General features: G+C 68.3%; 24 protein-coding genes. 10 read left to right on the top strand and 14 right to left on the bottom strand.

The features are described from left to right. Positions 1 to 19: 19 nt before the first annotated feature. Positions 20 to 1,453, top strand: coding sequence for a DUF349 domain-containing protein (locus EQ874_RS09690; RefSeq protein WP_129976634.1), 1,434 nt, complete (start codon positions 20 to 22; stop codon positions 1,451 to 1,453). Positions 1,454 to 1,535: 82 nt separating this feature from the next. Here the strand turns inward: EQ874_RS09690 and EQ874_RS09685 are convergent, their stop codons facing one another. Together EQ874_RS09685 and miaB are read right to left on the bottom strand one after the other, a co-directional pair. Beyond that, positions 1,536 to 2,120, bottom strand: a complete 585-nt coding sequence (locus EQ874_RS09685; RefSeq protein WP_242496702.1) for a hypothetical protein — start codon at positions 2,118 to 2,120, stop codon at positions 1,536 to 1,538. Continuing rightward, the gene (miaB, locus tag EQ874_RS09680) at positions 2,117 to 3,646 is read right to left on the bottom strand and encodes a tRNA (N6-isopentenyl adenosine(37)-C2)-methylthiotransferase MiaB (protein ID WP_064065520.1); all 1,530 of its coding nucleotides are present in this window, start codon (positions 3,644 to 3,646) and stop codon (positions 2,117 to 2,119) included. Before miaB ends, EQ874_RS09685 begins: the two co-directional genes overlap by 4 nt. A gap of 225 nt (positions 3,647 to 3,871) precedes the next feature. Between miaB and EQ874_RS09675 the strand changes: the two genes are divergently transcribed. The 4 genes from EQ874_RS09675 to EQ874_RS09660 all read left to right on the top strand — a co-directional run bounded on the left by EQ874_RS09675 (position 3,872) and on the right by EQ874_RS09660 (position 7,217). Next, on the top strand, positions 3,872 to 4,600 hold the full coding sequence (locus tag EQ874_RS09675; protein ID WP_172506097.1) for an amino acid ABC transporter ATP-binding protein: 729 nt from the start codon (positions 3,872 to 3,874) through the stop codon (positions 4,598 to 4,600). A 70-nt stretch (positions 4,601 to 4,670) separates the two neighbouring features. Further along, positions 4,671 to 5,504 (top strand): glutamate ABC transporter substrate-binding protein, encoded by an 834-nt coding sequence (locus tag EQ874_RS09670; RefSeq protein WP_064065522.1) that lies wholly within the window; start codon positions 4,671 to 4,673, stop codon positions 5,502 to 5,504. Between the two features lie 127 nt (positions 5,505 to 5,631). Further along, positions 5,632 to 6,312 carry an amino acid ABC transporter permease gene (locus EQ874_RS09665; protein ID WP_016934961.1) on the top strand — a complete coding sequence of 227 codons (681 nt, stop codon included), beginning with the start codon at positions 5,632 to 5,634 and terminating at the stop codon, positions 6,310 to 6,312. Beyond that, the gene (locus EQ874_RS09660; RefSeq protein ID WP_129976633.1) at positions 6,309 to 7,217 is read left to right on the top strand and encodes an amino acid ABC transporter permease; all 909 of its coding nucleotides are present in this window, start codon (positions 6,309 to 6,311) and stop codon (positions 7,215 to 7,217) included. The genes EQ874_RS09665 and EQ874_RS09660 overlap by 4 nt, the downstream gene beginning before the upstream one ends. Positions 7,218 to 7,250: 33 nt before the next feature. On the opposite strand, the gene EQ874_RS09655 is transcribed toward EQ874_RS09660, so the two are convergent. The 6 genes from EQ874_RS09655 to EQ874_RS22875 all read right to left on the bottom strand — a co-directional run bounded on the left by EQ874_RS09655 (position 7,251) and on the right by EQ874_RS22875 (position 11,652). Further along, positions 7,251 to 7,868, bottom strand: coding sequence for a regulatory protein RecX (locus EQ874_RS09655; protein ID WP_064065524.1), 618 nt, complete (start codon positions 7,866 to 7,868; stop codon positions 7,251 to 7,253). Between the two features lie 105 nt (positions 7,869 to 7,973). Continuing rightward, positions 7,974 to 9,017: a recombinase RecA gene (gene recA, locus EQ874_RS09650; RefSeq protein ID WP_064065525.1), complete on the bottom strand. Its 1,044-nt coding sequence runs from the start codon at positions 9,015 to 9,017 to the stop codon at positions 7,974 to 7,976. A gap of 284 nt (positions 9,018 to 9,301) precedes the next feature. Further along, on the bottom strand, positions 9,302 to 9,496 hold the full coding sequence (locus EQ874_RS09645; RefSeq protein WP_026003514.1) for a DUF3046 domain-containing protein: 195 nt from the start codon (positions 9,494 to 9,496) through the stop codon (positions 9,302 to 9,304). 38 nt (positions 9,497 to 9,534) lie between these two features. Further along, a complete protein-coding gene (locus EQ874_RS09640; protein WP_207213528.1) occupies positions 9,535 to 10,680 on the bottom strand; it encodes a nucleotide disphospho-sugar-binding domain-containing protein in 1,146 nt (381 codons plus the stop codon). A gap of 62 nt (positions 10,681 to 10,742) precedes the next feature. Continuing rightward, positions 10,743 to 11,462, bottom strand: coding sequence for a PIG-L deacetylase family protein (locus EQ874_RS09635; protein ID WP_064065571.1), 720 nt, complete (start codon positions 11,460 to 11,462; stop codon positions 10,743 to 10,745). A gap of 16 nt (positions 11,463 to 11,478) precedes the next feature. After that, on the bottom strand, positions 11,479 to 11,652 hold the full coding sequence (locus EQ874_RS22875) for a hypothetical protein (RefSeq protein WP_165369231.1): 174 nt from the start codon (positions 11,650 to 11,652) through the stop codon (positions 11,479 to 11,481). A gap of 246 nt (positions 11,653 to 11,898) precedes the next feature. On the opposite strand from EQ874_RS22875, the gene EQ874_RS09630 reads away from it, so the two are divergent. Genes EQ874_RS09630 through EQ874_RS09620 form a run of 3 tightly spaced genes read left to right on the top strand, consistent with a single transcriptional unit; the run spans position 11,899 to position 13,792 of the window. Further along, positions 11,899 to 12,495 (top strand): biotin transporter BioY, encoded by a 597-nt coding sequence (locus tag EQ874_RS09630; protein WP_064065570.1) that lies wholly within the window; start codon positions 11,899 to 11,901, stop codon positions 12,493 to 12,495. Positions 12,496 to 12,509: 14 nt separating this feature from the next. Continuing rightward, a complete protein-coding gene (locus EQ874_RS09625) occupies positions 12,510 to 13,190 on the top strand; it encodes an ABC transporter ATP-binding protein (RefSeq protein ID WP_129976631.1) in 681 nt (226 codons plus the stop codon). Next, positions 13,187 to 13,792, top strand: a complete 606-nt coding sequence (locus EQ874_RS09620; RefSeq protein ID WP_129976630.1) for an energy-coupling factor transporter transmembrane protein EcfT — start codon at positions 13,187 to 13,189, stop codon at positions 13,790 to 13,792. Before EQ874_RS09625 ends, EQ874_RS09620 begins: the two co-directional genes overlap by 4 nt. Before the next feature lie 13 nt (positions 13,793 to 13,805). Here EQ874_RS09620 and EQ874_RS09615 read toward each other — a convergent pair whose 3' ends face one another. From EQ874_RS09615 to pgsA, 4 genes are all read right to left on the bottom strand, one after another. Beyond that, entirely contained in the window at positions 13,806 to 14,612 is an 807-nt protein-coding gene (locus EQ874_RS09615; RefSeq protein WP_016935015.1) for a hypothetical protein, read from the bottom strand. Positions 14,613 to 14,638: 26 nt separating this feature from the next. Next, on the bottom strand, positions 14,639 to 15,445 hold the full coding sequence (locus EQ874_RS09610; RefSeq protein WP_026003485.1) for a PspA/IM30 family protein: 807 nt from the start codon (positions 15,443 to 15,445) through the stop codon (positions 14,639 to 14,641). A gap of 204 nt (positions 15,446 to 15,649) precedes the next feature. Then, the gene (locus tag EQ874_RS09605; protein ID WP_026003380.1) at positions 15,650 to 16,027 is read right to left on the bottom strand and encodes a helix-turn-helix transcriptional regulator; all 378 of its coding nucleotides are present in this window, start codon (positions 16,025 to 16,027) and stop codon (positions 15,650 to 15,652) included. 247 nt (positions 16,028 to 16,274) lie between these two features. Then, entirely contained in the window at positions 16,275 to 17,003 is a 729-nt protein-coding gene (gene pgsA, locus EQ874_RS09600; protein ID WP_129976629.1) for a CDP-diacylglycerol--glycerol-3-phosphate 3-phosphatidyltransferase, read from the bottom strand. 43 nt (positions 17,004 to 17,046) lie between these two features. Between pgsA and EQ874_RS09595 the strand changes: the two genes are divergently transcribed. Next, positions 17,047 to 17,574: an amino-acid N-acetyltransferase gene (locus EQ874_RS09595; RefSeq protein ID WP_172506037.1), complete on the top strand. Its 528-nt coding sequence runs from the start codon at positions 17,047 to 17,049 to the stop codon at positions 17,572 to 17,574. 24 nt (positions 17,575 to 17,598) lie between these two features. Continuing rightward, entirely contained in the window at positions 17,599 to 17,883 is a 285-nt protein-coding gene (locus EQ874_RS09590) for a YciI family protein (RefSeq protein WP_064065148.1), read from the top strand. Here the strand turns inward: EQ874_RS09590 and EQ874_RS09585 are convergent. Both EQ874_RS09585 and EQ874_RS09580 read right to left on the bottom strand, forming a co-directional pair. After that, positions 17,873 to 18,856 (bottom strand): TerC family protein, encoded by a 984-nt coding sequence (locus EQ874_RS09585; protein WP_026003378.1) that lies wholly within the window; start codon positions 18,854 to 18,856, stop codon positions 17,873 to 17,875. The two genes, EQ874_RS09590 and EQ874_RS09585, sit on opposite strands and share 11 nt — an antisense overlap. Before the next feature lie 169 nt (positions 18,857 to 19,025). Further along, positions 19,026 to 21,809, bottom strand: coding sequence for a DNA translocase FtsK (locus EQ874_RS09580; protein WP_207213519.1), 2,784 nt, complete (start codon positions 21,807 to 21,809; stop codon positions 19,026 to 19,028). Between the last annotated feature and the right edge of the window lie 45 nt (positions 21,810 to 21,854).

Below are 21,854 nucleotides of genomic sequence, written 5' to 3'. Positions count from 1 at the left end.
CGGCAGAGATGAGGTATCGATGAGCGACCCGAACGCACAGGACCGTACCGGCGAGACGGCGCAGGAGCGGACCCCGCGTCCCGGTCCCGCCACACCCCGAGCTCATGCTGCGACCCCCGGCCCCGCCCGAGGCGGTGGCGGCACACCCGCCCGCGGCGGTGACGGTTCCGCCACGGCACCCCCGAAGCCGCATCCGGTGGCGGCCCAGACGCACCCCCATGTCCCGACGTTGCCCGCGAGTGATCCGAGTCTGTTCGGTCGCGTCGACGAGGACGGCACCGCATGGGTCCGCACGAGCGAGGGCGAGCGGTGTATCGGATCGTGGCAGGCAGGCGACGCCGCCGAGGGCCTCGCCCATTTCGGCCGCCGCTACGACGATCTCGTCACCGAGGTGGCGATCCTCGAGACCCGGTTGACCTCCGGCACCGCCGACGTGAAGAAGACCCGCGCAGCCGCCGAGGCACTCGCCGAGTCGTTGCCCACCGCCTCGGTCATCGGCGACCTCGATGCGCTCGCCACCCGGCTCACCGCGATCATCGAGCATTCCGAAGAGGCTGCGGTCCTCGCCAAGCAGGAGAAGGAGAAGCGGCGCGCCGAGAGCACGGCCCGCAAGGAGTCCCTTGCGGCCGAAGCCGAGACGATCGCCGCCGAGTCCACCCAGTGGAAGGCCGCGGGCGACCGGCTGCGGGAGATCCTCGAGGAGTGGAAGACCATCCGCGGTGTCGACCGGAAGGTCGACGACGTGTTGTGGCGCCGCTACTCCAAGGCACGTGAGGCGTTCAACCGGCGTCGCGGAGCCCACTTCGCCGAACTCGATCGCGAGCGTGCCGCGGCGAAGAGCCGCAAGGAGGAACTCGTCGCTCGGGCGGAGGAACTGCAGAACTCCACCGACTGGGGTGCCACCGCCGGTGCCTTCCGCGACCTGCTCGCGGAGTGGAAGGCGGCCGGTCGCGCACCGAAGGACGCCGACGACCAGCTGTGGAAGCGGTTCAAGGGTGCCCAGGACGTCTTCTTCGCGGCGCGTAACGCCGCGAACGCCGAGCGGGACGCCGAGTTCGAGGAGAACGCCCGCGCGAAGGAAGCGCTTCTCGAGGCGGCCTCGTCGATCGACCCGGCGGCCGATCTCGAGGGTGCCCGGGCCCGCCTGCGCGAGTTGCAGGACCAGTGGGAGGCGATCGGCAAGGTGCCACGCGAGCGCATGCACGATCTCGAGGGCCGGTTGCGGGCCATCGAGAAGAAGGTGCGCGAGGCCGCCGATTCCGAGTGGCGGCGCACCGATCCCGAGGCGCTCGCCCGTGCGGCCCAGTTCCGGGAGCGGGTGCGTCAGTTCGAGGAGCAGGCCGCCAAGGCGACCGCGGCGGGCCGGGCGAAGGAGGCCGAGAAGGCCCTCGCACAGGCTGCGCAGTGGCGTGAGTGGGCCGACGCAGCCGAAGGCGCTGTCGGCGAGCGCTGACCTCTCGACGCCGTAACATCCGAAACGGACGATCCCCCTCTCCCGGCCGGGAAGGGGGATCGTCGTCTTCAGGCGAGAGTCGTCAGGCCTCGGTGTCGTCGCGCATCAGGCGGGGTCGTTCGTGCAGGGCCGCGACCTTGCGCAATTCGGCCTCGGCCTCGAGCTGGGCGGAGGTCCGCGCCCAGACCACGCGGGCCCAGTGGAAGACGACGACCATGACGGCGAACCAGCCGATCACGAGACCGAAACCCGGTCCTGCGGCGGACGACTCGACGGGCAGGGTCTGGCGCGACCAGATCGCGAGCATGCCGAAGACGATGGTCACCGCCGAGCCGGCCAGGGACACCCATGCCAACGCCCACTTGCGGGTGACGAGGGCGAGGATCGAACCCAGACCCGCGAAGACCACTGCGAAACCCACGAACAGCCGCGACGGAAGACCGATCTCCTCGGTGGTCGCATCCGGTGCGAAGGACAGCACCTCCCATCCGTTGGCGGATCCGGCGTGGGGCAGGCTGAACGTCGCCAGCAGGATCAGGACCGCGATCGCGACGAACATCGCCCGGGCGCCCGGGTCGATGTCGCTCGCCACCTTCCGTTCGGCGGCTTCGAGTTGGGCTCGTACGTCACCGGTCGCGTGGTGATCGTGCGGCTTGTCGGTGGTCATGCGTTGCATCCCATCTGAGGCGGCAGCGGTTCCGGGACGCCGATGCTCGGCAGTCCGAGTCCGACACCGATCGGCGGTGTCTTGGGCAGCCGGCCCTGTTCGAAGTGGTCGCCCGCGCGTGTGCGGCGGTGCGTGAGGATCGGGGTGTCCGCGACGAGGTGATGCGGCGCGGCGTCGCTGACGACGATCGTGATGACGTCGCCGGGGCGCACCGCGGTGTCGATCGCACCCTCGGGACGGAAGTGCACGAGACGTCCGTCGCGGGCACGCCCGCTCATCCGGGCGGTCTCGGCGTTCTTGCGGCCCTCCCCCGCCGCGACGAGGAGCTCGACCTCGGTGCCGACGAGCGTGCGGTTCTCCTCGAGGGTGATGCGTTCCTGCAGCGCGATCAGGCGCTCGTACCGTTCCTGCACCACGGCCTTGGGGAGCTGACCGTCCATGTCGGCTGCGGGGGTGCCGGGGCGCTTCGAGTACTGGAAAGTGAACGCGCTGGTGAACCGCGCCTTCTCGACGACCTCGAGGGTCTGCTGGAAGTCCTCCTCGGTTTCGCCGGGGAAGCCGACGATGATGTCGGTGGTGATCGCGGCGTGCGGCATCGCGGCGCGGACCCGCTCGATGATGCCCAGGAAGCGTTCCTTGCGGTACGAGCGGCGCATGGCGCGCAGGATCCGGTCGCTGCCGGACTGCAACGGCATGTGCAGCTGCGGGCACACGTTCGGGGTCCGGGCCATCGCCTCGATGACGTCGTCGGTGAATTCCGCCGGGTGCGGGGACGTGAAGCGCACCCGCTCGAGGCCCTCGATGTCGCCGCACGCGCGCAGCAGCGCCGCGAAGGCACCCCGGTCGCGGGGCTGCTCGGGATCGGCGAAGGACCGGCCGTAGGAGTTGACGTTCTGGCCGAGCAGCGTCACCTCGAGCACGCCCTCGTCGACGAGCGCCTGCACTTCGGCGAGGATGTCGCCGGGACGCCGGTCGACCTCCTTGCCGCGCAGCGACGGCACGATGCAGAAGGTGCACGTGTTGTTGCAGCCGACGGAGATCGACACCCATCCGGCGTACGACGACTCGCGCTTGGCGGGCAGCGTCGACGGGAACGCCTCGAGAGCGTCGAGGATCTCGACCTCGGCGCGGCGGTTGTGCCGCGCCCGTTCGAGCAGCGCGGGAAGATTGCCGATGTTGTGCGTGCCGAAGACCACGTCGACCCAGGGCGCCTTCTTCACGACCGTGTCGCGGTCCTTCTGGGCGAGGCAGCCGCCGACGGCGATCTGCATGTCGGGGTTGTCGTCCTTGACCGGACGCAGATGACTCAGATTGCCGTACAGCTTGTTGTCGGCGTTCTCCCGCACCGCGCACGTGTTGAACACGACCAGATCGGGTGACGTGCCGGCAGCGGCCTTGGCGAAGCCGGCGTCCTCCAGCAACCCCGACAGGCGCTCGGAATCGTGTACGTTCATCTGGCAGCCGTAGGTGCGGACCTCGTAGGTCCGGGCACCGGTACGGGGGGCTTCTTCGTCGATCAGTGACACGTCTCAGGGTATCTCACCTCGACCGGTCCCCTTTCCACGCACCGACCCCACGAGCCCCGTCGACCTGTCCGTCACCGCTCGTGCCGGAGAAATCCCGTGACGCGTGCGTCGAAGGTGTCCCGAAATGCGAAGTCTCGGGCGCCGGACGGCATAGGGTCTGCAGATATGACATCAGCGGCAGCCGGAACGGATCGTCCGTCCGAGAAGTCGGACACCAGCTCGTCCATGATCTCCATGAACGGGGTGAACAAGCACTTCGGATCCCTGCACGTCCTGCAGGACATCAACCTCGAGATCCCCCGAGGACAGGTCGTCATCGTCGTCGGCCCGTCCGGTTCGGGGAAATCGACCCTCTGCCGCACCATCAACCGGCTCGAACCGATCGACACGGGTGAGATCCATGTGGACGGCACCCTGTTGCCGGAGGAGGGCCGGGCGCTGGCCCGTTTGCGTGCAGACGTCGGCATGGTGTTCCAGTCGTTCAACCTCTTCGCCCACAAGACGATCCTCCAGAACGTCATGCTCGGTCCCCTCAAGGTGCGCAGGATCAAGAAGGAACAGGCCCGCGAGTCGGCGATGGCGCTGCTCGACCGGGTCGGGATCGCCAACCAGGCCGACAAGTACCCGGCACAGCTGTCGGGCGGCCAGCAGCAGCGCGTCGCGATCGCGCGGGCCCTCGCGATGAACCCGAAGGTGATGCTGTTCGACGAGCCCACCTCCGCCCTCGACCCCGAGATGGTCCAGGAGGTCCTCGACGTGATGACCTCTCTCGCGAAGGAGGGCATGACGATGGTCGTGGTCACCCACGAGATGGGATTCGCCCGCAAGGCCGGCGACCGTGTGCTGTTCATGGCCGACGGCCGCATCGTCGAGGACACCGATCCCGAGACCTTCTTCACCGCACCGAAATCCGATCGCGCCAAGGACTTCCTCGGCAAGATCCTCAGTCACTGACCTTTCCGCATCCGACGGGCCGGCCGGCCCGTCGGACGTTGTTCCTGACGAACCGCACCGGAGGTATTCGATGAAACTGTCCCGCTCCATCCGCCTGGGTATCGGCGCCGTCGCCGTGGCAGTGGTCGCCACCGCGTGCGGTGGCGACGAGACGCGCAGTGTCTCGCAGTCCGCAGAGAACGGCACCCTGACGGTCGGTATCAAGTTCGACCAGCCGGGTCTCGGCCTGCGCAACCCGGACGGTTCGTTCAGCGGGTTCGACGTCGAGGTCGCCAAGTACGTCGCCGGTCAGCTCGGTGTCTCCGAGGAGAACATCGAGTTCAAGGAAGCCCCGTCCGCGCAGCGCGAGACCCTCATCCAGAACGGCGAGGTCGACTACGTCGTCGCGACCTACTCGATCACCGATACCCGCAAGGAGAAGGTGGACTTCGCCGGCCCGTACTTCATCGCCGGGCAGTCGCTCCTGGTGCGCGCGGACGACACCGAGATCACCGGACCCGATTCGCTCAACGGCGGCAAGCGTCTGTGCTCGGTGGCGGGTTCGACCCCGGCCCAGAACGTGAAGGACAACTACGCACAGGACGTTCAGCTCCAGGAGTTCGACACCTATTCGCTGTGCGTCGAGGCGCTGCGCAACGGTGCGGTCGACGCGGTGACCACCGACGACATCATCCTCGCCGGTTACGCCGCGCAGAGCCCGGGCGACTTCAAGGTCGTCGGCGAGCCGTTCACCACCGAGCGCTACGGCATCGGTCTCGCCAAGGGCGACGACGAGTCCCGCAACGCGATCAACGACGCGATCCAGGAGATGATCGACAGCGGTGCGTGGGCGGCCGCCTTCGAGGAGACGGTCGGCGCGTCGGGCTACCCCCTCCCCGAGCCCCCCGCCGTCGATCGCTACTGAGTGTCGATCGTTACCGCGTACGGGTTCCACCCGTCCCGTCCGCCGGTGCGGCCGGTCCGTGAGATCCCCACGGACCGGCCGGGCCGTTCCGGACTCCCACCCCGTCCCCTCGATCCCGGAGTGACCTGTGGATCTGTTGAGCAAGTACAGCAGCCAGCTACTCGACGCGTTCTGGACCACTATCCAGCTGACCGTCGTCTCGGCGATCGGCGCACTGATCCTCGGAACGATCCTCGCCGCGATGCGCGTGTCGCCCATCCCCGTGGCGCGCGCCGTCGGCACCGCCTACGTGACGATCTTCCGTAACACCCCGCTGACGCTGATCATCATCTTCTGCCTGTTCGGCCTGTCCCAGACGCTCGGCATCAAGCTGGCCTCCGAGTCGTCGCCGACCTTCCTGGTGGACAACAACTTCCGGCTCGCGGTGCTGGGCCTGATCGTGTATACGGCGGCCTTCGTGTGCGAGTCGCTCCGCTCCGGCATCAACACGGTCTCGCTCGGACAGTCGGAGGCCGGCCGCTCCCTCGGCCTGACCTTCGGTCAGAATCTGCGCCTGATCGTCCTCCCCCAGGCGTTCCGCGCCGTCATCGCCCCGCTCGGCTCGGTGCTCATCGCCTTGACCAAGAACTCGACGATCGCCTCCGTGATCGGCGTGTCCGAGGCCTCGCTGCTGATGAAGACGATGATCGAGAACGAAGCGGCCATCTTCGTCGTCGGTGGCATCTTCGCGCTCGGGTTCGTCATCCTCACCCTCCCCACCGGCCTGTTGTTCGGCCGGCTCAGCAAGCGATACGAGGTTGCCCGATGAGTGCACACGGAACAGTTCTCTACGACGCACCCGGGCCCCGCGCGAAGGCGATCTACCGGATCCTGTCGGTCGTCGTGGCCGCGCTCCTCCTCGTCGTCGGCTGGATCGTCTACCGCGCGCTCGACGCCAACGGACAGCTGACAGCGGCCAAGTGGGAGCCGTTCGTCGAATCCACCAGCTGGACGACCTATCTGCTGCCCGGCATCCGCGGCACGATCATCGCGGCCGTCGCATCGATCGTGCTGGCACTGATCCTCGGCACGGTGCTCGGCATCGCCCGCCTCTCCGATCACCGATGGGTCCGCGGGATCGCCGGCACGATCGTCGAGTTGTTCCGCGCCGTCCCGGTGCTGATCCTGATGATCTTCGCCTACCAGGTCTTCGCCGAGTACCGCGTCTTCAAGTCCGACTACCTCGCGCTGGCAGCGGTCATCACCGGTCTGACCCTGTACAACGGCTCGGTCATCGCCGAGATCGTGCGAGCGGGTATCAGGTCGCTCCCGCGCGGCCAGAGCGAAGCCGCCTACGCCATCGGCATGCGGAAGAACCAGCTCATGCGGCTGATCCTGCTGCCGCAGGCCGTGACGGTCATGCTCCCGGCGATCGTGTCGCAGATGGTGATCGCGCTCAAGGACTCTGCCCTCGGCTACCTCATCGGCTACGTCGAAGTGGTGCGTTCCGGACAGCAGCTCGGCGCGTTCTTCCAGAACTACCTGCCTGCGCTGCTGGTGGTCGCGGTGATCATGATCGTCCTCAACAGTGCGCTGACGCAGTTCGCGACCTGGCTCGAGAAGCGCCTGCGCTCCGGAAAACGCAAAAAGGGTGCCGTGGCGACCGAAGAGCCACAGACCCTACCGACGATGGCGGTGCCGGGCCTGGACATGACCGGCGAGAAACGCACGTAGTGTGCCCGACCGGCGAACGCCGGAAATAGTGTTTCAGTCGTGCGGGAGGTTGCTCGCGTCGGCACCGAAGGCCGCGAGTTCCTCCCGTACCACGTCGAACGCCATTCCCTGCGCGTAACCGCGCCGGGCCAGCATGCCGACCAGCCGCCGTACCAGCTTGTCGCGTTCGGCCGCGATCTCGCGCCGATCGCCTTCGGTGGGCAGCGGCGGCTGGGTGCGGAGCTTCTTGCGAACCAGCTCCACCGCGCGTTCGCGCTCGTCGGCGGTGTCGATCTGCTCGAGGGCAGCCGCCGCATCGTCGGCGTCGATTCCTTTACGGCGCAGTTCGAGTGCGATCGCCCGCTTGCCCTTCCCCGCATGCAGATGACGTGAACGCGCCCATTGGTCGGCGAAATCCGCGTCGTCGATCAACCCGACCTCGGTGAGGCGATCGAGGGCACGCTCGGCGACGTCGGACGCGAAACCCTTCTGCTCGAGCTTCGCCGCGAGCTCGGATCGACTGCGCGCGCGATCCGTCAGCAGACGCAGGCAGACATCCTTGGCCTGCGCCTCGGTACCGCCACCGGGCAGCTCCTGTTCGGTGCGAGCCGAGCGCCGCCGTCCGCGTCGTTCGGACCGTCTTTCGGACCGTCGTTCCTCGGGGTCGTCCATGACGCGCACAGTAGCCGGACCCACCGACAGCGCGGCCGTGTGCGGATATGCCGCGGGGGCACGGACGCGATGTGCGTCCGTGCCCCCGTCCGGCCTGGGCATTGACTAGAAGTCGACCGACTCCTCGGCATCGCTCGGATCGGTGAGTACGGCACCGATGCCGAGCTTCTCCTTGATCTTCTTCTCGATCTCGTCGCGCACATCGGTGTTCTCGAGCAGGAATTTGCGGGCGTTCTCCTTGCCCTGACCGAGCTGGTCGCCCTCGTAGGTGTACCAGGAGCCCGACTTGCGGATGAAGCCCTGATCGACACCCATGTCGATGAGCGAGCCCTCCTTCGAGATGCCCTGCCCGTACAGGATGTCGAACTCGGCCTGCTTGAACGGAGGCGAGACCTTGTTCTTGACGACCTTCACGCGGGTGCGGTTGCCGACCGCGTCTCCGCCGTCCTTGAGGGTCTCGATCCGGCGCACGTCCAGACGCACGGAGGCGTAGAACTTCAGCGCCTTACCGCCCGTGGTGGTCTCGGGCGAGCCGAACATCACGCCGATCTTCTCGCGCAGCTGGTTGATGAAGATCGCGGTGGTGCCGGAGTTGTTGAGCGCACCGGTCATCTTGCGCAGTGCCTGGCTCATCAGGCGGGCCTGGAGACCGACGTGGCTGTCGCCCATCTCACCCTCGATCTCGGCGCGCGGCACGAGTGCTGCGACCGAGTCGATGACGATGATGTCGAGTGCACCCGAGCGGATGAGCATGTCGGCGATCTCGAGCGCCTGCTCACCGGTGTCGGGCTGCGATACGAGCAGGGCGTCGGTGTCGACGCCGAGCTTGCGCGCGTAATCCGGATCCAGTGCGTGCTCGGCGTCGATGAACGCCGCGATACCGCCGGCGGCCTGCGCGTTGGCCACCGCGTGGAGGGCCACCGTCGTCTTACCCGACGATTCCGGGCCGTAGATCTCGATGACGCGGCCGCGCGGCAGACCGCCGATACCGAGAGCCACGTCGAGTGCGATCGATCCGGTGGGAATGACTGCGATGGGCGGACGTACGTCCTCGCCCAGGCGCATCACCGAGCCCTTACCGAAGCTCTTGTCGATCTGCGCGAGGGCGAGCTCGAGCGCCTTCTCGCGGTCGTGAGCCTGTGCTGCCATCTTGGTCCCCTTAATCGAATCTCGTCCTTGTTGTCGACGACGTTAGAACCCGGCACCGACAAGTTCGCCGCTGCGACCGCGGAAACGCCGCATCTGTGGATGGGATCACCGCCTGTGGACAACACCCATCCGGTGCACCCAGCATAGCCGAACACGTGTTCGAAATCCGGTCGCTCGGTGTCCGCGGGCAATGGTCGCATCCCTGTCGGACAGAGAACCGATGTCGCACCGCGCGCCCCTCTCGGAGGCAGGCGGAATCCCTCGTTCCCGCCGGTGAACCGTGACTACCGCCGCACGGGCGGAACGTCGAACTCGTCGCAGAGCGCGCGCCACACCTCGCGCGGTTCCTGCCCGGCCTCGATGGCCTCTGCGGGCGTCCGTCCACCGAGCGCGAGCAGCACATGATCGCGCAGTAACGCATCGCCGTGCATCTGCCCGAACTCGTCCCGGACCACCTCGTAGAACTCCGTCAACCGCACCCCGACCACGGTAGTCGCGTGCGCTGCGCGGCGACAGTTCAGTCCGCTGCGGCCTCGCACACCGCGACCGGGTCCTGCACGTCACGAGCACTGGCCGCGGCCGCACGAGCCGCGGCGGCGAAACTCGGTGACGACAGCACCGTGTCGATCGCGGAGCGGACCACAGCCGCGTCGAGCGGACGAACCACCACCGCGCTCCCCTGCCGTGCGGCGCGGTTCGCCAGCTCCCACTGGTCGCCGCCACCGGGCACGATCACCGCCGGAACCCCCGCGCTCAGCGCCTTCGCCAGCATCCCGTGCCCACCCCCGCATACGACGACATCGGCCTGCCGGAGCAGGACATCCTGCCTGCCGCGACCTGCGACGACCCGGCTCGGGAGCGCCTGCTCCGGGGGGTCGAGCATCGTCGCGGCGACCCGCATACCGGTTCCGTCGAGTGCATCGCACACCGTCTCGACCATGCCGGTGACGCCGGTCGTCGCGGTCGACGGCGCGACCATGACCAGCGGGCCGTCGCCCGGAGGCGGATCGAGGGCCTCCGCGGTGGGTTCCCACAGCAGCGGACCGACCACGTGCGCGTGCTCCGGCCAGTCGGGTCGAGGCAGCTCGAGCGCCGGCAGGGTGGCGATCAGCCGGGCCCGCGGCCCCGGATCACGAGCGGGTAACCCGATCCCGACGCGTGCGGCCGAGCGCTCGTGCTCCCCCTGCCGCAGCGATCTCGCGGTCATCGCACGCAGCGCGGCGTCCCGCAACCGCCCCCGCACCCCCACGCCCACGTCGAGACCGCTGCCGATCGGCGGAAGGCCACGCGACGGCAGGTACAGCGGGTGCGGCGAGAGCTCGACCCACGGGATCCCGAGTCGTTCGGCGGCCATCCCCCCGCCGGCGGTGAGAACGTCCGCCACCACGAGGTCGGGCAGCAGCGCACCGAGATCCGGGAGCATCTCGCTCGCGATGTGGGCGGCGCGGGCGTGGATCTTCGCCCCCGCGTCGCCGTCGTCGTCACCGAGCCGGGGCGCGAGCCCCTTCAACTCCACGACGGTCACACCGGGCAGATCGAGGCCGAGCCACCGTTCGCCTGTGAAGACCACCGCGTCGTGCCCGGCATCCGCGAGCCGCAGCGACAACGCGATCGCCGGAATCGCATGACCCGCATCCGGCCCGGCCACCACCGCCACTCGCACGCGCACAGCCTGCCACATCCCGCGTACGCGGGACCGGCTACCACACCGTCGTGGGACGTCCCCTATCCCGCGAAGGTGTACAACTCGAATCCGGCAGCACGAGCGGCAGGAAAGCCCGGCAGCGGCGCGGACGATCGCTCCACCTGTTCGCGGGCCTGTTCCTCGGCGCTCCTGTCGTCGAGAGCCTCGAGATAACGGCGGTGCGCCGCGAGCGAGTCGACCGCCACCTCGACGGTGTCGGTCACGTCCACCGCATGAGTCGGAGAGGTCGTGTTCACCGCGACCCATCGCACCCCGGGCCAGGGCTCGAGACCGGCTTCCGTCAGTTCCGGGAAGATCCACTCGTTGGCCGCGTCGGCGACCGCGTCGAGCACGGACAGCCCGAGCGCGCGATGATCCGCGCTGTTGAGAAAGCCCGGGAACCAGGTGAGCCCGAAGTTCCCGGTCACCACCATCTCGGGCCGGTGTCGTCGGATGCTCGCGGCGATATCGCGTCGCAGGTCGAGGCCGGCGACGAGCTGCCCGTCGCGGTGGCCGAGGAACTCCACCGAGTCCACGCCCACGATCCGCGCGGATTCGCGTTCCTCCGCCTCCCGCAGGGGACCGCACTCCCGCGGGTGGAGACCGGCGATTCCGGCCTCCCCGCTCGTCGCGAGGACGTAGCGCACCTGCTTGCCCTGTCGGGTCCATCTCGCCACGGCCGCGGCGGCACCGTATTCGATGTCGTCGGGGTGCGCGGCGATCACGAGCCCGTGCTGCCAGTCCTCCGGTACCGCCTCCACAGCTGCCCCCTTCGTCCTACAGGTGCGTCAGGTCGTGCTTGTCACCTCCCGATACTGCCTTGTACAGCAGGTATCCGCCGAAGATCACCGCGCCGAGTACGAGAAAGCCGAACAGGTTGTCGAGCAGGGCGCCGAGCACGGCGAGACCGACCCATACCACCGCGACGATTCCTACGATCTTCCAGAACATGGGTACTCCCACCTCGATGCCGACCTCTTCCGTGCCGGACTCCGTTTGCTTGGTACGCCTCGATCCTGACAGCTCCGGAAGGGAAAAACACCAGGTCAGCTCAGATATCAGGGAAAGATCAGGGGACACCCGGAGGTGCACCCCGGTGTGACCTTCGGGCACCCGGACACGGGCCGATGACGTGCGGCACGCCGGTACGGCTTAGGCTCTACAGGTTCACCGTCCATATCAGAAGGCTGAGTAACCGTGTCCTCGTCCCGCCGTATCCCCGCGCGCGACCTCGCGCAGATCGCCGTCTTCGCCGCCCTGATCATCGCCCTGGGACTACCCGGCCAGATCAGCATCGGATCGTCCGGCGTGCCCATCACGCTGCAGACCCTCGGTGTGATGCTCGCGGGTGCACTGCTCGGCGCGCGTAAGGGTGTCCTGTCGGTGCTCACCGTGATCGTGCTGGGACTGGCACTGCCCGTTCTCGCCGGCGGTCGCACGACCCTCACCTCGCTGGCCGGTCCCACGGTGGGCTTCCTCATCGGCTGGATTCCCGCCGTCGCCGTCATCGGCTGGCTGAGCATGAAGATGCTGCCGCGTTACCGCACGCTGCCCGGTGTGGCCGTCAACGTCCTCGGCGGCATCGTCGTGCTCTACGCCTTCGGTATCGCGGGTATGGTCCTGCGCACCGATCTCACGGTGTGGGCCGCGGCCGCCGCCAACGTCACCTTCCTGCCGGGCGATCTGGCCAAGGCGGTCGTCGCCGCCGCGGTCGCCGCCCAGGTGCACCGCGCCTATCCCGCGCTGGTGGCGCCGCGTATCGCGCACCGTCCCGCAGCGGACCCCGCCCACTGACCCGTCGGCCGTCGATGAGCGAGATCCGATTCCGGGGGGTGCGGCACGCCTACGGCGACCGCACCGTCCTCGACGGGGTCGACGTCGTCCTCACCGAACGACGCGTCGGCATCGTCGGCGCGAACGGCAGCGGCAAGTCGACGATGGCGCGGATGATCAACGGTCTGCTCGTCCCGTCGTTCGGATCGGTGACCGTCGACGGCCTCGATACGGCCCGCAAGGGCCGGGAGGTGCGCAAGAAGGTCGGTTTCGTCTTCACCGACCCGGATCACCAGATCGTCATGCCGACGGTGGCCGAGGACGTCGCCTTCTCGTTGCGACGCAGCGGGCTCGGCAAGGAGGAACGTGAAGCCCGGGTGCGGCAGGTCCTCGCCGATTTCGGGCTCGCGGGACACCACGACCATCCCAGCCACCTGCTCTCGGGCGGCCAGAAGCAGTTGCTCGCGCTCGCCGCGATCATGGTGACCGACCCGGCGGTGCTCGTCGCCGACGAGCCGACGACCCTGCTCGACCTGCGGAACACGAAGCTCATCGCCCGTACGTTCGCGAGCCTGCCGCAGCAGGTGATCGCGGTGACGCACAACCTCGATCTGCTCACCGATTTCGACCGTGTCCTCGTGGTGGATTCGGGGCGGATCGTCGCCGACGACGAACCGGTCGCGGCACTGGCGCACTACCGGAACCTGATCGGGTGAACACTTTCGGCCTCTACCACCCGGGAACCTCCGTCCTGCACAGGATTCCGGCGGGGGCGAAGCTGCTCGCGGTCGCAGTGCTCATCCTCGTGCTGACCCTGTGGATCCGCCAGCCGTGGCAAGTGCTACCCGCCCTGGGTCTGGCCGTGCTCGCCTATGCCGCCGCGCGGATACCGCCGCGTCTCGCCGTCGTGCAGTTGCGTCCACTGGTGTGGATGCTGGCGATCATCGCCGGCTTCCAGGTGCTCGTGGCCGGCTGGGAACGCGCGGTGGTGATCTGCGGATCGCTAATCGTGGCGGTCGCGCTGGCCGCCCTGGTGACTCTCACGACGCGGACCACCGACATGCTCGACGCGATCGTGCGCGCGGCACGTCCCCTCGCACGCGTCGGCGTCGACCCCGATCGGGTGGGCCTCGTGCTGGTGATGACCGTCCGCGCGATCCCACTGCTCGGCACCGTGGTCACCCGGGTGACCGAGGCACGCAGAGCGCGCGGCCTCGGCTTCTCGTTGCGGGCCCTCGTGGTTCCGGTGGTGGTGGGAGCATTGCGCACGGCCGAGGCGATGGGTGAGGCACTCGCCGCGCGGGGTGTCGACGACTGATGCATCCGCGCACTCAGCGGTAACGCTGCTCGATCTGCCCCACCTCGCGCCAGGACTGAGCCCAGCTCTCGAGCTTGTCGGACGTGGCGATCAGTTCGGCGCGGCGCCGGTCGAGCATCGCCAGCGAACGGTTGCCCTCGGCGGTCGCGGCGAGCCGGGCCGCGGCGGCCACGAGTTCCTCGAACTGGTCGACGCCCGTTCCGAGACGCTCGCCCGCGTCCGTGATGGCAGCGGACAGATGGGTCTTCGCGGCCGCACTGCCTCGCGCGGCGGATTCGAGGGCCACCACGTCCTCGACGACGGCGTCGAGTGCGGACGCGGCTGCGCGTGCGGCGTCGTCGATCTCGGCGAGGTCGTCGGAGGCCACGGAGTTCGATCTCACGAGCACACCGAGCAGGCGCCTGAGACTCTCCTCGTTCGCCGCGAGTCGTTCCATCGGTGCGCGGGCAACCGAATCGGCCGGCGGGAGCGACCGCCGGCGGGGCGGCGGTGGGGGCAGCGGTACCGCGTCGAGACGACGGAACGTCCGGACGGCGAGGACGGCGGGTATCGCGAAGGCAGCGGTCGCTCCCCCGGTCGCGACGAGCGTCCATTCGGGAGCCGATGCGACGGCGAGGGTGGCGGTGCCGATCGCCGTGGTGCCCGAGGTGGCTCCGAAGAAACCGGCACGCCGACGGGCACGCCGCTTCTTGCGCCGCAGCCGGGCCGCGGGATCGCGCCAGCGGCGCGCAGCGTCCATCGCGTTGTCGGTGGCGTCGCGGAATGCGGCGACGACCGAGCCGGGGATGTTCCCGGCCCGGTCGTCTCCGGAGGCGTTCACGGCGGATCAGTTCCAGGGGGTACGAATCACCGGCCGGTGGTGCCGGCGGCGTTCGGGGGTTCCTTGCGGGTGTCGACGGCAGGGTTCGCGGGGGCACCGGGGAGTGCCTCACCCTTCATCGACGCCCGGATCTGCTCGAGGCGGCTGTGACCGGCCATCTGGACGGTGGCCTGCTGCACTTCGAGCATCCGGCCCTGCACCGAATTCTGGGCGAGCTCGGCCGAACCGAGGGCGTTGGCGTAGCGGCGCTCGATCTTCTCCCGGACGGCGTCGAGGCTCGGGGTGGTCCCCGGAGCCGAGAGGGTCGAATCCATCGACCGCAGCGACTCGCTCACGCGCTCCTGCATCTTGGCCTGCTCGAGTTGGCTGAGCAGTTTCGTCCGCTCGGCGACCTTCTGCTGCAGCGCCATGGCGTTCTGCTCGACGGCTTTCTTGGCCTGCGCGGCGGCCTGGAGCGACTGGTCGTGCAGCACCTTGAGGTCTTCGACGGACTGCTCGGCGGTGACGAGCTGCGCGGCGAACGCCTCGGCCGCATTCGTGTACTGGATCGCCTTCTCGGTGTCGCCCGCCGCCGTGGCCTGGTCGGCCATCATGACGGCCTGGCGTGCGCTGGCGTTGAGCTTCTCGACCTCGTCCAACTGCCGATTGAGCTTCATCTCGAGCTGACGCTGGTTACCGATGACGGAAGCCGCCTGCTGCGAGAGGGCCTGATGCTGGCGCTGAGCGTCCTCGATCGCCTGCTGAATCTGGACCTTCGGATCGGCCTTCTCATCGATCTTCGAGTTGAAGAGCGCCATGAGGTACTTCCAGCCCTTGACGAAAGGATTAGCCATGGGTGTGATCCTGCCTCCATCTGGTACGCCGCGCCGAACGCGACCCGGTACGCGGCCCTCGCGTCCCGGTTCGAAGATCGTCGGTCCGCTGCTACCCCCGACGACCCACCTGCCCTACCCTGGCCGGGTTCGTGCACGCACCACGACCCGGTCGATGTCGCTCATGCCCGCGTCCGGCGAGGCCGGCACGGTTCGTGATCCATGTTAGGCGGCTGCCAGCGCCTGCGCGGCGGGTGCAGGAATCACCATCCGTGGCTCCTGCGCGAGCAAGCCGGGCTCGGGGCCGTCGGGCCGATCGGCGGAGATCGTCTCGGATGCGGTGCTCTCCATGCCCGCGCGACGGTCGAGTCCGTCCGCCAGCAGACCACTCACGTCGAACAGCACGTCGGAGAGCGGGACATCCAATGCGTCGCAGATGGCCGCGAGCAGTTCGCTCGAGGCCTCCTTCCTGCCGCGCTCGATCTCCGAGAGGTAACCGAGGCTGACCCGGGCGCTGCTGGAGACTTCGCGCAGGGTGCGGCTCTGCGAAACACGGGTGCGCCGAAGGCTGTCACCGAGTGCCTCACGCAACAACAGCGCCATCCCATCCTCCTTCGTCCGTCGTGCCGACACCTCGACAACGCGCGACGACGCTGCGAGGTTCCCGCGGATCGATCGGACCTCGATACTGCGGTGTCCAGACATTACAACGCCCACGGCCGTCGCAGACGAGCGAGTGGTCCCGACACCGCGGTGTCGACCGCCCCGAGCCGGATACCGCACCGGTCGCCGCACGAGTTCGTCCACCTGTACGCCGGCCCGAGTGGCGACCACGAGGGGTCGCCCGGATTCACCGGGCGTCCTCACCCACCGCGCGGCCGCCGTCCGGAGTGTCCTCCGCAGGGGTGTTCCCGACATCGACGGTCTCCACACGTGTGGTCTCGCTCCGGCGTACTCCGGTGCGCAGACGGATGGCCTGGACGACGTAGTCGAGACCGGTCACCACCGTCAGCGCGACCGCCAGGATCATCAGGCCGATCGCCACCGGTTCCACCGAGTCGGGCAGGGGCAGCAGGTAGAGGCCGATGGCGAGCGTCTGCACCAGGGTCTTGGCCTTACCGCCGCGACTCGCCGGGATCACGGCGTGGCGGAGCACCGCGAAACGCAGCGCGGTGATCCCCAGCTCCCGGGCGGCGATGATTCCGGTGACCCACCACGACAGGTCGCCGAGCATCGACAGTCCGACGAGTGCCGCGCCGATGAGGGCCTTGTCGGCGATGGGGTCGGCGAGTTTACCGAAATCGGTGACGAGACCGTGTTTCCGCGCGAGTTGACCGTCGATCCGGTCGGTGATGGCGGCGATCGCGAAGACTCCGGTCGCCGCGAGCCTCCACGCGGTGTCGTGCCCGTCGCCGACGAAGAGCAGCACCAGGAAGACCGGCACCAATACGATCCGGCCCACCGTCAGGATGTTGGCGATGTTCCACAACGGCACCGGATCGTGCGGGCTCCCGGCGTGTGGTCCCGGTGCGGCGCCGCTCCCGCCCGACGCGGTGACATGCTGGCGGGGCGTGCTCATGTGCCCCACAATATCGGTAGCCGCACGCGCTACTGTTCACCGCATGACGACTCCGCCGACGAACCACGACTCGAACGATCGAATGGTCGTGCGGCGCGCCCGAACCTCCGACGTGCCCGAGATCAAGCGGCTCATCGACATCTACGCGGGCAAGATCCTGCTCGAGAAGAATCTGGTGACCTTGTACGAGGCCGTCCAGGAGTTCTGGGTGGCCGAACTCGGGGGGCAGGTCGTCGGGTGCGGTGCCCTGCACGTGCTGTGGTCGGATCTCGGGGAGGTACGCACCGTCGCCGTCGACCCGTCCGTCAAGGGCCACGGCGCGGGTCACCTGATCGTCGCGCGTCTCGTCGAGGTCGCCCGCGAGCTCGAGCTGGAACGACTGTTCGTGCTCACCTTCGAGGTGGAATTCTTTGCGCGGCACGGTTTCGCGGAGATCCAGGGGACTCCGGTGACGGCCGAGGTCTACGCGGAGATGTGCCGGTCGTACGATACGGGCGTCGCGGAGTTCCTGGACCTGAGCTATGTGAAACCGAACACGCTCGGGAACACCCGGATGCTCCTCACCCTCTGATCGAGATCACGAAAGCGAGGCCCGATGGCCCTGTTCGCCGTCGAGTACACCTATTCGGATGCGACCGCCGCGGCGCGCGACGAACATCGTCCCGAGCACCGCGCGTGGCTCGGTGATCTCGTGGAGCAGGGCGTCGTGCGTGCGACCGGTCCGTGGGCGGACGGGTCGGGTGCGCTCATCCTCGTCGACGTGGCCGACGAGGCCGCGGCGCGCGAACTGATGGCCCAGGACCCGTTCTCGCAGCGCGACCTCGTCGATGCCGTGCGCATCACCGGATGGAACCCGGTGATGGGCGTGTTCAACGCTTGACGGGTTCCTTCGCCCCTCGCGTCTTCAGCAGGCTCGCCACGGTCGTCACGACCAGCACCCCGACGATCACGATCAGCGATACCGAAGTGGAGATCTCCGGGACGGCGACGTGCTCGCCGCCGTTGATCCAGCCGAGCGTGTTCTCGTGCAGGGCATGGAGCACCAGCTTCACGCCGATGAACGCCAGGATGATCGACAGTCCGTAGGACAGGTAGACGAGCCGCTCGAGCAGGCCACCGATGAGGAAGAACAGCTGGCGCAGACCCATCAGCGCGAAGGCGTTCGCGGTGAAGACCAGATAGGGCTCGTCGGTCAGGCCGTAGATCGCGGGGATCGAGTCGAGCGCGAAAAGGATGTCGGTGAACCCGATCGCGACGAGCGCGAGAAGCATCGGGGTGACCATCTTCCTGCCGTCGATACGGGTGACGAGCTTGTCGCCGTCGTACTCGTCGTGCACCGGCAGGAACTTGCGGGCCAGCTTCACCATGCGGTTCTCCGAGATACCCTGCGGGTCCTCGCCGTGATCGCGGATGAGCTTGACGGCCGTGTAGATCAGGAAGATACCGAAGAGGTAGAACACCCAGCTGTAGGCGTTGATCGCCGCGGCACCGACCGCGATGAAGGCACCGCGCATGACCAGCGCCAGGACGATACCGATCGTCAGGACCTTCTGCTGGTATTCACGGGGCACCGCGAAGGTGGCCATGATGATGACGAAGACGAACAGATTGTCGACCGACAGCGCCTTCTCGGTGATGTATCCGGCGAAGTACTCGCCGCCGTAGGTCGGTCCCCACGCCGCGAAGACGATGAGACCGAAGACGATCGCGATGGCGATGAACACCGCCGACCAGAATCCGGATTCCCGCAGTGTCGGAGCGTGCGGTTTGCGAACGTGAGCGAAGAAGTCGAAGACGAACAGTCCGATGATGACGGCGATCGTGATCAACCAGGTCGTCAGAGTTACGTGCACGGGCATCACAGCCTTCCGGTAGGTTGTCGTACCTGCCGGAGGTCTCTCCCGCCCGGATCGTTACCGGACCGACGGCCCCGGGACGGCATCGGCGCCGCACGTGTTGACGAGACCGCCGCGGACAAGGGGATACTCCCCTCCACAGCTCCCTCGATTGTGCCACATGCGCCTATTCCGCGCCCGAGGGCGCCTCCGCAGCCTCGCCGCCACCGCGGATCGAGTACAGCAGACCGTCGAGTTCCTCCGGCTTGACCAGCACCTCTCGCGCCTTGCTGCCCTCACTGGGTCCCACGACCCCGCGGGTCTCCATCAGATCCATCAGGCGGCCGGCCTTCGCGAATCCGACGCGCAACTTGCGCTGCAGCATCGACGTGGAGCCGAACTGGCTCGTCACCACCAACTCGACGGCCTGGAGGAAGACATCGAGGTCGTCGCCGATGTCGGGATCGACGTCTTTCTTGTCGCCGGCCTTCGGGGTGGTCACGCCTTCGTTGTACTCGGGCTCCGCCTGGTTCTTCGCGAAGTCGACGACGGCCGCGATCTCTTCGTCGGTGATGAAGGCACCCTGCATGCGCACGGGCTTGCCCGCACCCATCGGCAGGAAAAGCCCGTCGCCCATACCGATGAGCTTCTCGGCGCCGGGCTGGTCGAGGATGACTCGCGAGTCGGTGAGCGAACTCGTCGCGAACGCGAGTCGCGACGGCACGTTCGTCTTGATCAGGCCCGTGACGACGTCCACCGAGGGCCTCTGCGTCGCCAACACGAGGTGGATGCCGGCGGCACGGGCCTTCTGGGTGATGCGGACGATCGCATCCTCCACGTCGCGGGGAGCCGTCATCATCAGGTCGGCGAGCTCGTCGACGATGGCGAGAATGTAGGGATACGGCCGGTACACGCGTTCGCTCCCGAGCGGCGCGGTGATCTCCCCCGACTTCACCTTGGTATTGAAGTCGTCGATGTGCCGCACGCGGTTGGCCTGCATGTCCTGGTAGCGCTGCTCCATCTCCTCGACGAGCCAGGCGAGCGCTGCGGCCGCCTTCTTCGGCTGGGTGATGATCGGCGTGATCAGGTGCGGGATGCCCTCGTAGGGGGTCAGTTCGACCATCTTCGGGTCGATGAGGATCATCCGCACCTCGTCGGGGGTCGCGCGGATGAGCAGTGACACGAGCATCGAGTTGACGAAGCTGGACTTACCGGAACCGGTGGAACCGGCGACCAGCAGATGCGGCATCTTGGCGAGGTTGGCGGAGACGAAGTCGCCCTCGATGTCCTTGCCGAGACCGATGACGAGGGGATGGTGGTCGCGGCGGGTCGAGGGGGCCGCGAGCACGTCCGACAGGCGCACGAGCTCACGGTCGGTGTTGGGGACCTCGATACCGACGGCGGACTTGCCCGGGATCGGCGCGAGCAACCGGACGTTGTCGGTTGCGACCGCGTATGCGATGTTGCGGGCGAGCGCGGTGATCTTCTCGACCTTGACGCCCGGGCCGAGTTCGACCTCGTAGCGGGTGACGGTCGGGCCGCGCGTGAAGCCGGTGACGGCGGCGTCGATCTTGAACTGTTCGAGGACCTCGGTGATCGCCTCGATCATCTGATCGTTCGCAGCCGACCGCGTCTTCGGCGGGTCGCCCTTGGTGAGCAGTTCCAGCGAGGGAAGCGCGTAGTCGCCTTCGATCTCGCGGTCGCGGACGAACGTCTCGGCAGCCTCGGGTTCGGACGTCTGGTCGACGACCTCGGGTACCGGAGCGGGCTTCGGCTTCTTGCGTACGGGAGCCGGGGCCGGCGCCGCGGCCCGACTCTCCGCGACCGAGGGCATCTCCAGCGTGGGAGGGGGCGACGCGGACGTCTCGGGTTCGGGTGCCCGGTCGTCCCACAGCGGCAGGATCTCGGTCTTCGCGTCGCCGTCGAACTCGTCGGGCGGATAGTTGTCCGCCGGGGTACGCCGGCGTCTGGATCTCTTCGGCGCGGGCGCCTCCTCGAGAGGGTAGCCGTCGACATCGAACATCGGTGGCTCGTCGTAGCCGTAGCCGTCGTCGTAACGGTCGTCGTACTCGTCGTACTCGTCGTCGGCGCCGTAGCCGAGACCGAAATAGTCGCGGAACAGTTCGGGCAGCTCACGCACCGTGGTGCCGGTGAGCAGCAGGATTCCGAAGCCGGCCGCGAGGAGCATCAGCGGCACGGACAGCCAGACGGTGAGTCCGGAGGTGAGCGGCCCGCCCACCGCGGCACCCACGAATCCGGCTCCCTCGGCGCGACCCTCCGCGTCGGTGGGTGAGCCGGAGGCGATGTGCCACAGGCCGAGGGCGGGCAGGCCGACGAGCAGCCCGCCGACGACGAGCCGGGGACGGATCTCGGGATGCGGTTCGGTGCGCATGAGGGTCAGCGCGATCCCGACCGCGACGAGCGGAAGGACCGCGCTCGCGCCGCCGGTGACGGCGCGGACGGCCGTCTCGACCCACTCCCCCACCGGGCCGCCGACGCCGAACCACACCGTGCCGGCGATGATCACACCGATCGAGATCAGTCCGAGCGCGATGCCGTCGCGGCGGTGGCCGGATTCGATCTCGGTGGCGCGACCCATCGTGCGGGTCGTGGCCCCGACGGCACGGGCCGTCATCATCCAGCCGGCACCGACGGTGCGGCCGACGGCGGTGAGGATGCCCCCGGAACTGCGCCGGGGCCGGGCAGGTGCGGGTCTGCGACCGGCAGCCGGGGCACGGCGTGCGGTGCCACCGCGGCGGCGGTTCGTGGTCGACGTCGCGGCGCGCGGCTTGCGCGCAGCGGTGGACCTGCCCGAACCGGCCGCCTTCGATTTCGCGGTCGAGGTGCTCTTCGAGGTGGAGGCACCCGTACTGCGGGCGCGGGCCGTGCTGCCGCCCGAGCTCCGCGCTCCCGTCCGCGACCGAGAGGTCGTAGACGACGTTCCGCGGCTACCCGACGACTTTCCTGCCATATCCGCCAGGGTAGCCGCACGGACCTCTCGTGAACCATCAGCAAC

Source organism: Rhodococcus sp. Q1 (genome assembly GCF_004153645.1).
GTDB classification, from domain to species: domain Bacteria; phylum Actinomycetota; class Actinomycetes; order Mycobacteriales; family Mycobacteriaceae; genus Rhodococcus; species Rhodococcus gordoniae.
This window is presented reverse-complemented; position numbering and strand designations above follow the sequence as displayed.